General features: G+C 43.9%; 11 protein-coding genes. 10 read left to right on the top strand and 1 reads right to left on the bottom strand.

Annotation, left to right across the window (positions count from 1 at the left end):
• The first annotated feature begins 8 nt into the window (after positions 1 to 8).
• From OKX00_RS18815 to OKX00_RS18800, 4 genes are all read left to right on the top strand, one after another.
• Positions 9 to 578 carry a TetR/AcrR family transcriptional regulator gene (locus OKX00_RS18815; RefSeq protein ID WP_062236620.1) on the top strand — a complete coding sequence of 190 codons (570 nt, stop codon included), beginning with the start codon at positions 9 to 11 and terminating at the stop codon, positions 576 to 578.
• Between the two features lie 165 nt (positions 579 to 743).
• Positions 744 to 3,137 carry a YhgE/Pip domain-containing protein gene (locus OKX00_RS18810; RefSeq protein ID WP_265408430.1) on the top strand — a complete coding sequence of 798 codons (2,394 nt, stop codon included), beginning with the start codon at positions 744 to 746 and terminating at the stop codon, positions 3,135 to 3,137.
• 544 nt (positions 3,138 to 3,681) lie between these two features.
• Positions 3,682 to 4,833, top strand: coding sequence for an ABC transporter ATP-binding protein (locus OKX00_RS18805; protein ID WP_265408429.1), 1,152 nt, complete (start codon positions 3,682 to 3,684; stop codon positions 4,831 to 4,833).
• Entirely contained in the window at positions 4,823 to 6,379 is a 1,557-nt protein-coding gene (locus tag OKX00_RS18800; protein WP_265408428.1) for a glycine betaine ABC transporter substrate-binding protein, read from the top strand. Before OKX00_RS18805 ends, OKX00_RS18800 begins: the two co-directional genes overlap by 11 nt.
• A gap of 46 nt (positions 6,380 to 6,425) precedes the next feature.
• Here OKX00_RS18800 and OKX00_RS18795 read toward each other — a convergent pair whose 3' ends face one another.
• Positions 6,426 to 7,148: an amino acid ABC transporter ATP-binding protein gene (locus OKX00_RS18795; RefSeq protein WP_265408427.1), complete on the bottom strand. Its 723-nt coding sequence runs from the start codon at positions 7,146 to 7,148 to the stop codon at positions 6,426 to 6,428.
• A 233-nt stretch (positions 7,149 to 7,381) separates the two neighbouring features.
• Between OKX00_RS18795 and OKX00_RS18790 the strand changes: the two genes are divergently transcribed.
• The 6 genes from OKX00_RS18790 to OKX00_RS18765 all read left to right on the top strand — a co-directional run bounded on the left by OKX00_RS18790 (position 7,382) and on the right by OKX00_RS18765 (position 14,022).
• Positions 7,382 to 8,368 carry a LacI family DNA-binding transcriptional regulator gene (locus tag OKX00_RS18790; protein ID WP_265408426.1) on the top strand — a complete coding sequence of 329 codons (987 nt, stop codon included), beginning with the start codon at positions 7,382 to 7,384 and terminating at the stop codon, positions 8,366 to 8,368.
• 53 nt (positions 8,369 to 8,421) lie between these two features.
• Positions 8,422 to 9,720 carry an ABC transporter substrate-binding protein gene (locus tag OKX00_RS18785; RefSeq protein ID WP_265408425.1) on the top strand — a complete coding sequence of 433 codons (1,299 nt, stop codon included), beginning with the start codon at positions 8,422 to 8,424 and terminating at the stop codon, positions 9,718 to 9,720.
• Between the two features lie 144 nt (positions 9,721 to 9,864).
• Positions 9,865 to 11,202, top strand: a complete 1,338-nt coding sequence (locus tag OKX00_RS18780; RefSeq protein ID WP_369795820.1) for a carbohydrate ABC transporter permease — start codon at positions 9,865 to 9,867, stop codon at positions 11,200 to 11,202.
• 30 nt (positions 11,203 to 11,232) lie between these two features.
• Complete coding sequence (locus OKX00_RS18775; RefSeq protein ID WP_062236603.1) at positions 11,233 to 12,060, top strand: carbohydrate ABC transporter permease; 828 nt, start codon at positions 11,233 to 11,235, stop codon at positions 12,058 to 12,060.
• Positions 12,061 to 12,173: 113 nt separating this feature from the next.
• Entirely contained in the window at positions 12,174 to 12,908 is a 735-nt protein-coding gene (locus OKX00_RS18770) for an MBL fold metallo-hydrolase (RefSeq protein ID WP_265408424.1), read from the top strand.
• A gap of 124 nt (positions 12,909 to 13,032) precedes the next feature.
• Positions 13,033 to 14,022, top strand: a complete 990-nt coding sequence (locus OKX00_RS18765; protein ID WP_265408423.1) for a lipoate--protein ligase — start codon at positions 13,033 to 13,035, stop codon at positions 14,020 to 14,022.
• Positions 14,023 to 14,157 lie beyond the last annotated feature (135 nt).

Genomic DNA, 14,157 nt, shown 5'->3' with positions numbered 1-14,157 from the left:
ATGAGCCCATGATTGATCGAAAACAAAATATTATCGAAGCTGCAGCAAAGTCTTTTTCGCTGTTTGGATATAAAGCCACCACTATGGATCAGGTAGCTAAAATTGCTAATGTCGGTAAAGGGACAATTTATACTTTTTTTGATAATAAAGAAGAACTGTTCAGGGAAATTGTAACCGATCTTGTAAGACAGATACGGCATGTCGCAGCAGATGCGATAAAGGAAGACCGAGCATTTCATGAAAATCTTCATTCCGCATTATATGGTGTCCTGGATTTCCGCAAGTCCCATCAGCTTGCAATCAAGATTGCACAGGAAGGAAGAGAACTGAATACTCCTGCCGTAAAAGAGGCAAGCGTCATGCTTGAGACGGCTGTAATCACTTTTATTAAACAAGAGCTTCAGAAAGCCATTGAAAAAGGAGAAATTAGAAAGTGCAACACAGAGATTACTTCTTTTGTGATGCTGAAAATGTACGTTTCGCTCGTATTTGATTGGGAGCAGGAACATGAGCCTCTCAGCAAGGAAGAGATTGCGGACATTATTGAAAATATTTTAATGACGGGACTTAAAAGGTAACAGTTGCAAACCTGTTATATTCGTGGTATTTTTGTGAATGACCAAATTTTAATTTTAGTCATTTTAAGTGATCTTTATTGCAAGATCTCTCTTTTTTTGAACTAAAATGACCGATTGACCAAAATAGTCATATTGTATGAAATGATAGAAATGGGTGAAATTAGCATGATAAGAAAACAATTTCAGGCCGTTCTCCGCAATCCGAAATTACTGATTCCGGTTGCAGCCATTTTGTTTATTCCCATCTTGTACAGTGGAATTTACTTGTGGGCTTTCTGGGATCCATATTCGCATACGGATAAGCTGCCGGTCGCTGTAGTAAACGAGGATAAGGGAGCTAAGCTGGATGGTGAAAAGCTTCAAATCGGTGATGATTTAGTAAAAGATCTGAAGGATAACTCAGACTTCAAGTGGGAATTTGTCAGTTCGGATAAAGCTGAAAAGGGCTTAAAGGATAATCAGTATTATGCGGTCATTGAGGTTCCGGGAAACTTCTCAGAAAAAGCTAAAACAGCGATGGATCCTCATCCTGATAAACTTCAGTTAAATTATAAAACAAATTCTGGCTATAACTATCTTGCCTCCCAAATCGGGAAAAAAGGTGTAGAACAGCTTGAAAACAAGCTCTCTAATGAAATTTCCAAAACGTATACCGGAATCATTTTTGATAAAATTGGTGAAATGGGCGATGGTTTCAAGAAAGCATCAGATGGTGCGGGAAAATTAGCTGATGGTTCTTCAAAAGCTTCTGGCGGCTCACACGATCTTGTTAAAGGCACTGAAGCCTTTTCAAACAAGACAGAAGACCTTCACAATGGATTGGGCCAACTGGCGGGAGGATCGTCACAGCTTTCTAAAGGCTTGAAACAATCCGAAGACGGAGCTGGAAAGCTGTACTCAGGCATGAAAGAGAAATCCCCTGAGATCGACCAGCTCAATAACGGCGCAAGCAGCCTTGAAAAGGGCCTGAACAGCCTCTCCGGGGGACTGGATCAGCTTGACCAAAAAGGAAATCAGATTACGTCTGGACAGGAACAGCTGGCCAAAGGCGCCGATGACTTGAAGACGGGAGCAGCGGCTGCTTATGAAGGCTCAGGTGTACTCGATGATAAAGGGAAAGATTTAGAGGATGGCGCCCGCAGCATTAAGGACGGAGCGGCAAAGTTATCCTCCGGGATGACAACGTTAAAAGACGGTGCTGACAAAACAGCAGCAGGAGCAAAAACCGTGAACAAGGGTCTTGCTTCTTTAAAAGAGGATATGGCGAAAAATCCCGATATGCCAAAGGCTGAAATATTGGCCCGGGTCGCAGCTCTTGAAGCTGGAAGCAAGCAAGTCAGCGACGGTACTCAAAAAGTAGCCGAGGGGGCAGCGCCTTTAAAAGCTGGTGCCGATCAACTTTCTGCTGGAGCTAACAAGTTATCAGCAGGCCAGGCACTGTTTCAAAAAGGTGTAGAAGCCCTTCATGCCGGCCAGAAGAAACTGGTAGACGGCACGGCTCAGCTGGCTTCTGGACAGCAGAAATTGCTTGAAGGAACAAAAACGTTTATGTCCAAAATCGGAGAAGCAAAAGGTGGTGCCGATCAATTAGCCGATGGCTCCGCTAAATTGTCTGCTGGAACAGCAGGGTTGTCCCAAGGCTGGTCCGGTCTTGTCGATAACGTCGGCAAACTCAGCCAAGGCCAGTCTAAACTGGCAAAAGGAAGCATTGTTCTTACGAATGGCCTGCAGAGTGCAAAAGGCGGTTCAGGGAAGCTGAGCGATGGAGCACGCCAGCTGAATGATGGGGCTGGTAAACTGGCTTCCGGTGTCGATTCTATTAAATCCGGCAATGAAAAACTGGCTGGAGAATTGAACAAAGCGGCAGAAAAGGCTCACAAAGCGAAAGCTACGGATGATGAAGTCAAAATGATTTCCAATCCGGTAAAAACCTTGAACGCCAGCACCGTAAAAGATATGACCTATGGAACCGGGCTTGCTCCATACTTCTTGTCCCTGGGACTGTTTGTAGGTGCCCTCATGCTGACCATTGTGTTCCCGCTCGTTGAACCAGCGATGAAACCCAAAAATGCATTCAGCTGGTTCTTCAGCAAATATGCTTTTATGGCAGTGACTGGCATTGTTCAAGCTCTAATCGCGGATCTGATCTTGCTGCAAGGTCTTGATCTCGAAGTACAGAGCACAGGCAGATTTGTTTTGTTCAGTATCATCATCAGCTTAACGTTCATGGCCATTATTCAGTTCCTTGTTACAACCATGGGCAACCCTGGACGATTTATCGTTATCCTGATGCTGATCTTCCAATTAACATCAAGCGGAGGAACATTCCCGATAGAAATGATTCCTTCTTCACTTCAGAGGGTTCACTTTTTTATGCCGATGTCCTATTCTATCGCCGGGCTGCGTGCTGTCATAACGACGGGGGATTACAGTCTTGTGTGGCAGAATGCGATTATACTCGGGTACTTTATGGTTCCAATGCTGGCAGCTTCCCTTCTCTTCTTCAGAATCAAAATGAAGAAGTTCAGAAACGAAGAACCTGCTGCGAACACTATCTAATACTAAGGCAGTCCTATCTATTAATGAAGGGACTGCTTTTTTGCTATGGCTCTTTTCTAAAAGATTGTTGCTTTGGGGGCATTTAAGTATAGAAACTTCATTGATCAGTTGATTGGAGTGCAAGGTGCGAGACTCCTCGAAAATGAATTTCACATTTTCTTCGTGCGATATAACGCTGCCGAAGCCTTCCTTGTCCTGCGGGAGCAGCGGGACAGGTGAGACCCGCAGACGCCTGCGCCGAGAAAGTAGGCGCTGGCGCCGGTAAGGCTCACCGCACTCCCCGCGAAAGTAGGCGTTTACGCCGGTAAAAGCGAGCAGCCTTAAACGGAAATCAACCACTCCCAAGAGCAGTAAAGGTTACGAAAACAGCCTTTTCTTTAAAACGTTGTTTAGCTCCAGCACTTGTCGGTCCTTAACAGACTACTAGAGTTTTTCTTAAATTTGCTTGCTAAATTGGTTTCTTGCTTGATCAAATAGGGAAACATAGGAATGATGATAAAAATATGCCGTGACAGAAAAGGAAAGAGAAAGTAGGAGATAGACCTTGATCACATTTAAAAACGTGGCAAAGAAGTACCCTGATGGCTTTGAAGCCCTTAAAAACATTGAATTTCATATTAAGAAAGGAGAATTGATTGCATTAATCGGGCCGAGCGGCTGCGGGAAGACGACAACAATGAAGATGATTAACCGCCTGATCGAACCGACAGGAGGAACCATTCTAATTGACGGTGAAGATATTTCTGAAAAAGATCCAGTTCAGCTTCGCCGAAATATAGGATACGTGATTCAGCAGATCGGCTTATTGCCCCATATGACAATCGGTGAAAACATCTCCCTCGTACCAAGGCTGAAAGGCTGGAAGAAAGACAAGTATGATCATAAAATTGATGAATTGCTGAACTTGGTCGGACTTGACCCAGAAACGTTCAAAGACAGATACCCTTCCGAGCTAAGCGGCGGACAGCAGCAGAGAATAGGCGTCATCCGGGCTCTTGCCGCAGAACCACCTGTTATTTTAATGGATGAACCGTTCAGTGCACTGGATCCGATCAGCAGGGAGCAGCTTCAGGACGAACTGATCAAGCTTCAGGATACTATCCAGAAAACGATTGTATTTGTAACCCATGACATGGATGAAGCGTTAAAAATAGCTGATCGTATCGCCATTATGCGCGAGGGCAGAATTGTCCAGTTTGATACCCCGGAAAGAATCCTGCGTCATCCAGCCGATGATTTTGTCAAAGGCTTTATTGGTGAACAAAGGCTTGAAGACTTAAGCAACGATAAGCCGGCAGCAGCTGATCTCATGATTGATAAAGTTGTGACTGCGAGGGCTTCAAGAGGACTGGCGGAAGCATTGAAGATGATGAAACGCTATAAAGTAGACAGCTTAATGGTGACCAATCCGGAAGACAAGCTTCTTGGGATTGCAACTATTGGTGCGGTGGAACAATTTTATAACGAGGAAGACAAAACGATTGGTGATATTATGGACAAGGACTTTCATGCCGTAGAGCTGGAGTCACCCTATACGGATGTCGCTGAGGTGTTTGCCAAGAAAAGGGCTTCATTTATTCCGGTCTTGAACAATGGAAAATTGGCAGGCTTGATTACTCAATCCACGATGATGCGTGGCCTTGCAGGAATGAAGACCTCCGCAAGACAGGAAGGAGGGTCTTTAGATGAACAATAAAAACTTTTTCTCAACACTTGTGGATACGTTTAAAACGAGGTGGCCGGACATTCTGGAAGGGCTGCAGCAGCATTTATTTCTTTCCCTTGTTTCGATCCTTATCGCAGCTGCGATTGCCATACCACTAGGCATTTATATTTCAAGAAGAGCTAGAATTGCGGAGCCTGTAATCGGTGTAACAGCTATCTTTCAGACGATTCCAAGCTTAGCATTATTCGGATTTTTGCTGCCGCTCTTTGGCATCGGAAGCACAACTGCCATTATTGCATTGACTGTTTATGCACTGCTTCCCATTTTAAGAAATACATATACTGGCATTACAGGAGTGGATCAGTCTGCAGTTGAAGCGGGCCGGGGAATGGGGATGACGAAGAATCAAATTTTAAGAATGATTGAACTCCCGCTTGCCCTTCCTATTATTATGGCAGGCTTGCGCACCGCCACAGTGTTAACGATCGGGGTAGCCACATTGGCGGCCTTTATTGGTGCTGGCGGACTCGGTGACCTGATCTACAGGGGGCTTTCAACAACCAGGAATGAGCTCGTGCTTGCTGGTGCTATACCAGCTGCTCTGCTCGCGCTTGTTATCGATTATATTCTGAAGCGGATTGAAATCGCGTCTAATCCGGTCGGCAAAAGGAAGTTTTCGTGGAAGAAGGCGTCTATTATTCTCATACCCGTCGCTGCGCTGCTTCTGTTTTTCGCCATAAGGAGCGGTACATCAGACGATACGATTAAGATTTCAGGGAAGAAATGGACAGAGCAGTATATCCTTCCTTATGTTATCGCGGAATATGTAGAAGCAAAAACAGACTATAAAGTAGACGTAGGAGAAGGGCTCGGAGAAACCCCGATATTGACCCAGGCCATCAAAAAGGGTGATATTGACATGTACGTAGAGTATACAGGGACTGGACTGCTTACCATCCTTAAGGAAAAGTATTCTCCCAATCTTACTCCTGATCAAATCTATGACCGTGTGAAAGAAGGATACAAAAAGAAATATAAACTGGACTGGCTTGAGCCCCTTGGTTTTCAGAATACGTATGCTCTTGCTCTACAGCCTCAAAAGTATAAAGAACTTGGAGTGAAAACAACATCTGAGCTTGCAGGCAAATCATCACAAGTCACGTTCGGCGCTCCAACCGAATTTTATGAACGTGAGGATGGCTATCCCGGTTTCCAAAAGGTGTATAACTTTAACTTTAAAGATAAAAAAAGCCTTGATCCCAATTTGATGTATGGAGCGGTAAAGGCTGGAAAAGTAGATACCATAGCTGCCTTTACAACTGATGGAAGGATTGCGCGCTATAATCTCAAGCTGTTAAAAGATGATAAGAAATTCTTCCCGCCTTATTATGCGGCACCGATTGTCAGAGAAGATACGCTGAAGAAATTTCCGAAGCTGAAGGATACGGTTAACCAGCTGGCAGGAAAAATAAGTGAAAAGGATATGGCAGAAATGAACGCGAAGGTGGACATCGATAAGGAAGAACCAGGGGATGTAGCAAGGGATTTCCTTAAGAAAAAAGGGTTAGTTAAATAAACATCCAATAAAAAAAGCCTGGCGATGCCAGGCTTTTTTTATTGGACTATAGAACCTTGCTTAAAAAGGATTTTGTCCTTTCATGCTGTGGGTTTCCAAATAATTCAGACGGAATGTTCTCTTCAACGATATAGCCGCCATCCATGAAAATGACACGGTCACCGACCTCACGGGCAAAGCCCATTTCGTGGGTAACAACGACCATCGTCATTCCTTCCTTCGCAAGCTGTTTCATCACTTCGAGCACTTCTCCCACCATTTCGGGATCCAATGCTGAAGTGGGTTCGTCAAAGAGCATGATCTTAGGATCCATGGCCAGTGCACGGGCGATGGCCACACGCTGTTTTTGTCCTCCGGATAACTGTCCCGGGTAACTGTCTGCTTTGTCATTCAAGCCAACTTTGGATAGAAGAGCGAGAGCTTTTTCTTTAGCTTTCGCTGGTTCCATTCCCCGTACTTTTATAGGCCCAAGCGTCACGTTTTCCAGAACGGATTTATGTGGAAAGAGGTTGAACTGCTGAAACACCATACCAACATCCTGGCGTACAAGGTTAATGTTTACCTTCGGATCAACAAGATTATAGCCATTCACCACTACTTCTCCGCCAGTGATATCCTCTAGCTTATTTAAACAGCGGAGAAACGTGCTTTTCCCTGAACCGGACGGACCGATCACGCAGACTACTTCCTGTTCCTTGATTTCAGAGTTTATATCTTTTAACACTTCTAAATCCCCAAAGGATTTTTTTAAGTTTCGTACTTTGATCATTGAGAGTTCGTTCCCCCTTTTTTATATCCTATTAGATCTCTTTATCGTTTTCCTGATGTTAACTAGATTATACCTTCTGAAAGGGGAGAATGCGATGAATAAAACTTTTAATGTAAACTATTATAAAAATTTTTAGAAAACTTATTGACCTTCTAGGATGTTTCACCTATACTCAATTTATGAAAACGATTTCATGATTTCGATTTCATAGTGAGAAATGAAGGAGAAACGCAATGGCGACTATTCAAGATGTAGCAAAGCTGGCCGGATTATCGAGAACAACAGTCTCCAGAGTAATCAATCAGCATCCATATGTTACGGATGAAAAGAAAAGACTCGTTATGAATGCGATGGAAGAGTTAAATTATGTACCTAATTCTTCTGCACGCCGGCTAAGAAAGCAGCAGACTGAAACCATTGCCGTTTATGTCCCAAGGATCACAAATCCCTTCTTCAGCCAAATGGTTGAGGTCATGGGAAACTATGCTTCCGATAAAGGATACCAGCTTATTCTCTGCCAGACGAGCTACAGCCGCAATCAGGAGATGAATTATCTTGAACTGCTGAAAACGAAGCAAGTAGACGGGTTGATCCTCACGTCCATCGAGAATGAATGGAGTGACATTGAACCGTATATGAACTTTGGGCCGATCATGCTATGCAATGAATACAATGATGAAGCTGAGGTACCAACCGTTTATTTAAATCAAGTTGAAGGCGGTTACATAGGGACGCGGCATCTCATCAAGCAGGGACATACGAAAATTGGATATTGCTCGGGGGATAACACCGCATCGCGCGTAGCTTCTGACCGGTACAAAGGCTATAAGAAAGCATTGGCTGAGGCGGGGCTTCCTCTCAACGAGGAGTGGTTCCTGACAAGTGCATACAGCATAGAGGATGGAAAGCGAATTTTTCAAACCATCGCAAGCATGCAGAACCCTCCTACGGCAGTGTTTACCGGCAGTGATGAAGTAGCAGCAGGAATCTGGAAGGAAGCGGTCAATCATCAATGGCGAGTACCGGATGATTTAGCGATCATAGGTTTCGATGACCAGCCAATTGCAGATTTGATCGGTTTGACGACGATTGAGCAGCCGATAGAGGAAATTGCAAAGCGGGCAATGGAACAAATGATTCAAACGATAGAAAAGAAACTGCCAAGCAAGAAAAAGGAAATACAGCTTGATTTTAAATTGGTTAAACGGCGGTCTACCTGATTCCATTAATGGAATCAGCAATCCGCGTACTATATTAAAGGGGGATAACCTTGATGAACATCAAAAAGATCTCAAAGGTCATTACAACATCGCTCGCTCTTTCACTCGTTTTGTCTGCATGCAGTGACAACAAAGCGAGCACAGACGAAAAGGCAAAGGATTCTGGCAGCAAAGGGAAAAAAGTCGAGTTGATTTATGCCCGCGGTAAAGATGACACACATGCTACGCAAAAGATGGTAGCAGCGTTCGAGAAGAAGTATCCGAACATCGATGTTAAGTTTCGTGAGATGCCTGCTGATACAGGCAAACAGCATAATGCGTATGTAACGGCGTTCAACGCCAAATCGGATGAGATCGACGTCTTTGATATGGATGTTGTGTGGCCGGCAGAATTTGCACAGGCTGGCTACGTAATGCCGCTGGACCGTTTTATCCAAAAAGACGGTGTAAAGCTGGACGAATATAACGAAGGTGCATTAAGCGCTTCTAAATTTAAAGGAAAACAATGGGCTCTTCCTAAGTTCATCGATGCCGGTATGCTTTTCTACCGTACAGACCTTGTAAAATCACCGCCGAAAACGTGGGATGACCTTTTGAAACAGGCAAAAGCAGATAAAGGAAAAGGCGGCACGAAGTTCGGATACTTGATGCAGGCGAAGCAATATGAAGGACTTGTATGTAACGCGGTTGAATTTATCGCTTCTTACGGCGGAGAGATCATCAATGACAAAGGAGAAGTTGTCGTAGATTCTCCGCAAGCTGTAAAAGGGATCAAAAAGCTTGTAGAAGTTGCTACTTCTGATGTTGTACCTAAAAACGTAACGACATTCGCAGAGCCTGAATCACATACAGCGTTCATTAACGGACAATCGGCGTTCATCCGCAACTGGCCGTATCAATATGCACTTGCTAATGATAAGTCACAATCTAAAATCGTTGGCAAAATTGGCGTAGCACCACTTCCTGCTGGTGACAAAGGACCTGCAGCTGCACTTGGCGGATGGCAAGCAGGTATCAACAAGAATACTGATGTACCGAAAGAAGCTTGGTTATTCCTTAAATTTATGGCGGGTGAAGAAGGACAGAAGCTTGATGCGATCAATGGCGGACATGCTCCAACGCTCAACAAATTGTTCGACGATCCAGATGTTCAAAAAGCAAATCCTTACTTTAAAGAAGAAGGATTCGTAAACGCTCTTAAATCAGCGGTTTCCCGTCCGGTAGCACCGAACTACACTGAGATCTCAGATATCATCCAAATCCAGATTTCCAAAGCGATCGCTAAAGAAATCACACCGGAACAAGCAGCGAAAAACATGCAAAAAGAAATCTCTGCAAAACTTCAAAAGTAATAGACTCGACAAGTAAATGCATAAGCCTTCATGTATATGGAGGCTTATGCAAAATTATTAGTGGTATCGATTCCAGAATGAAATGGATGGACTGTAGCTTCGCCAGTCCATCGATGGCATTCGTTATGTAAGGAGTGGACAAACGTGGAAGTAAAGCTAAATCCAGAGAAACAGCCAAAGCAGGTAAAGCCTTCTTCAGGAAAAAAACGAAAAGCGTCTGAAAGCAGATTGGGCTATACGCTTGTTGCCCCATCTTTGATTTTAATTCTCCTTATCGCAGTATGGCCCGTACTTCAATCGTTTTATTACAGCCTGTTTGACCTCAGGTTAAATAACCCGACAAAATCCGAAGTAAACTTGAGTTACCATATTGACCTTGAAAAGTATTTAAACAGTTACCCTTTTCTGATCAGTACACTCGAAGACGAGGCAGGGAAAGCAGAGGGGTCAACGGCTGATACGCTAAATGGATTGATTAAAGAGCTAAAAGATGTTGATACAGGCATACAAAGTGATGCTGCCGTTAAGAAAAAATATGAGCAAGTCGATGACAAGCTGACGAACATGGAGCCGGTAAGTGAGGATCTAAGCTCGGTAAAGGTTGATAAAGCTGATGCTATGAAGCTTGATAAGACGCTTCATAAAGTTTCCACACAAGTAAAGGACCTTAAGGGGCTTAAGAATGAAGACGATGCTCTCGGATTGTCTTCTTCCCTGAACGAAGCGGTAATCAAGCCTAACTTTATCGGATTTGACCATTACAAGAGCAATCTGACGGATAAGCGGATGTGGATGGCGATTTGGAATACAAGCGCGTTTACCATCATTTCCGTTTTTATAGAACTGGTACTTGGACTTGCAATTGCTGTATTGATCAATAAAGCTTTCTTTGGAAGAGGTCTGGTCAGGGCGACGATCCTCATTCCATGGGCAATTCCAACCGCCGTTTCTGCGAAAATGTGGCAGTTCTTATATGATGGCCAGAATGGGATTGTCGCTAAGATTTTTGAAAAAATAGGACTCGTTGATAATGCGACGGATCTCCTGACAAGCAATATCGGAGCCATGTTCTCTATTATTTTTACGGATGTCTGGAAAACGACTCCATATATGGCGTTATTGCTCTTAGCCGGCCTGCAGACAATCTCATCTTCACTCTACGAGGCCGCGTCCATTGATGGAGCGACCAAATGGAAGCAGTTCACGACCATTACACTGCCTTTGTTGAAATCCAGTATTCTGGTAGCCCTGCTGTTCAGAACACTCGATGCTTTCCGGGTATTTGACCTTGTTTATGTACTGACAGGCGGGGGTCCTGCCAACTCAACGGAAACGATATCGATCCTGGCGTACAAAAGAATGTTCGAACAGACCAATTTCGGGGACGGTTCAGCACTGTCGGTTATCGTCTTTGTCTGTGTTGCCGTCATTTCCATGATTTTCATCAAGTTTCTTGGCCGTGAGCTGTTAAACGACAAGTAGGGCAGTTACTGTAAAAAGGAGTGAGAATTCGTGAATAAAAAAGCAGGACCGCTGTTTTATATCTTTCTTGCAATCTTTGTGTTTTTCGTCATGTTCCCGTTCTTATGGATGCTGTTAAGCTCGATTAAGCCAGTTTCAGAGCTGTTTGGGGATAAGGCGTTCCATCCGTTTACAGACCATCCTACTTTTAAAAACTATGTGTCTGTATTCACTAACTATCCGTTTCTTAAATACTTATGGAACAGCTTCGTTGTTTCGGGTGTTACGACGGTGTATACAGTTTTAATCGCATCATTCACAGCTTACGCGATCGCGAGGCTGCAATTTAAAGGGAAGACAGTCATTTTGGGGCTGGTGCTCTCGGTATCCATGTTCCCGCAGATCGCTACCATTTCACCGATCTATATTCTATTGAAGAATATTGGATTGACCAACAGCTACTTAGGTTTGATCATTCCCTATACAACGGTTACGCTTCCGCTGTCGATCTGGATTCTGGTTACCTTCTTCCGCAAGATCCCGTTTGATCTGGAGGAAGCAGCAAAGATGGATGGAGCAACCTTGATGCAGACGTACTGGAAAGTTATACTGCCGCTGGCTGTACCGGGAATCTTTACAACAGCCATTCTCGTATTTATCGCAGCGTGGAATGAATTCCTGTTCGCCTTAACCATCAATACCGATGATAAATTAAAAACAGTTCCAGTCGGGATTGCAATGTTTGAAGGGCAGTTCACCGTACCTTGGGGCGACATAACAGCAGCAACGGTTATTGTTACTGTTCCGCTCGTCATCATGGTTCTGTTGTTCCAGCGCAGAATTGTTTCCGGTCTTACATCCGGAGCCGTAAAAGAATAGAAGGCTTTCCTTTCGTTTAGGTGCCAGGCACCCGCCTTTGACAGATGTCAAAAGGCGGTGCCTGGCACCTTTTAAGGTTATACTAGGAGTAAAATCATAAGGAAGTGAATGAAGTGAAGCTAACAGTAATTGGGTATTGGGGCGGCTATCCGGGAAAAGGAGAAGCTACTTCGGGTTATCTTCTGCAGCATGAGGGATTTAATCTGCTGATTGACTGCGGGAGCGGTGTTTTGTCCAGCCTGCAGAACTATATAGGGGTTGAGGAATTGAATGCTGTGATCCTGTCGCACTATCATCATGACCATGTGGCAGATATTGGCGTCCTTCAGTATGGACGGCTCGTTCAATCCTTTTTGCAGAAAGGTATTCCAACACTGCCGGTTTATGGCCACACAAAAGATCAAAAGGGTTTCCAGAGCTTAACGTACCGTTCAGCTACTGCGGGTAAAGCCTACTTCCCGGAACAACTGCTCCAGATTGGTCCGTTTCACATCTCCTTTATGGAGACAAAGCATCCGGCACCATGCTATGCGATGAGAATTACAGATGGAAGCAAAACCTTCGTATATACAGCAGATTCTGCTTATCTCTCTGACTTTGTTCCCTTTAGTAAAGGTGCAGATCTGCTTATTTCAGAATGCAATTTCTACAGTGATCAAGATGGAAGCGGCCCTGGACATATGAACTCTCATGATGCTGCAAACATTGCAGCCAAAGCGGATGTTCCTCATCTGCTTCTCACGCATCTGCCGCATTTCGGTGACCATAACCAGCTAATCGAACAGGCGTCAGAAAGGTTTAGCGGCAAAGTGGAAACTGCATCTGCCGGGTGGACGTGGGAAGGATAAAATACAACCATAAATTGTTAGGGAATGAGAAGTCTGACAGCTTGCTATTCTTCTAAAAGAGTTGTATAACGAAAAAGGAGAAATTATTTATTATTTCTAACGGAGCAGTGAAGGAGAATAAGCTATGCTGTTTATTGATAACCGTAATATTACGGATCCCAGAGTAAACCTTGCCATCGAGGAATACGCTTTAAAAAACCTGGATATTAACGAAACGTATCTTTTATTTTATATTAATGAACCTTCTATCATTATCGGGAAGAATCAGAATACGGTAGAGGAAATTAATGCTGATTATGTTCGGGAGCACGGCATCCATGTCGTCCGCCGACTATCTGGCGGGGGAGCGGTCTACCATGATACCGGCAACCTGAACTTCAGCTTTATTACGAAAGATGACGGCAATTCTTTTCATGATTTTAAAAAGTTTACCGACCCTGTCGTCAAGGCACTCAACAAACTTGGTGTTCATGCAGAGCTTAGCGGGAGAAACGATATTCTCGTCGACGGAAAGAAAATTTCAGGAAATGCGATGTTTACGACCAGAGGCAGAATGTTCAGCCACGGTACACTGATGTTTGATTCTGAAATTGAAAATGTTGTCTCTGCATTAAATGTAAATTTGGACAAGATTCAATCGAAAGGCATCAAGTCGATACGCAGCCGGGTTACGAATATTAAAGAGCATATGAATGAAGAAATGACGATGGAAGAATTCAAGCAGATTCTACTTTCGTACTTGTTCGAAGAATTTGAGGAAATCCCTCGGTATGAACTGACCGAGAAAGACTGGGAACAAATTAATAAGATATCGGAAGAAAGATACCGCAATTGGGATTGGAACTACGGCAACTCTCCAAAATCCAACGTCGAGCTTTCTAACCGTTTCGCCGGAGGATCTGTGGAAGTAAAGCTGCAGATCGAGAGAGGCATCATGCGTGAATGTAGAATTTACGGTGATTTCTTCGGAGTAGGCGATGTACGTGACATCGAAGAGCGGCTGATTGGCACTCGCTATGACAGAGGTGAAATCGAAAAAGCGCTGGAGGATGCAGACATGCGCCATTATTTCGGAAATGTAACGAAAGATGAATTTTTGGACTTGCTCTATTAAATAAAGAGAAAAGACAGTTATGGCATTATGCCGTGGCTGCCTTTTTTTATGCTCATCTTCCATTTGACAGAATAATCGTAAAACGATAAGCTTTAGGAAATAGTATTACATATATAATTAAAACGAAAATAAAAC

The sequence above is a fragment of the Fictibacillus sp. KU28468 genome, from assembly GCF_026153615.1.
Classification (GTDB): domain Bacteria; phylum Bacillota; class Bacilli; order Bacillales; family Fictibacillaceae; genus Fictibacillus_C; species Fictibacillus_C marinisediminis.
The sequence above is the reverse complement of the archived record's forward strand: the minus strand, read 5'-3'. Positions and strand labels throughout refer to the sequence as shown.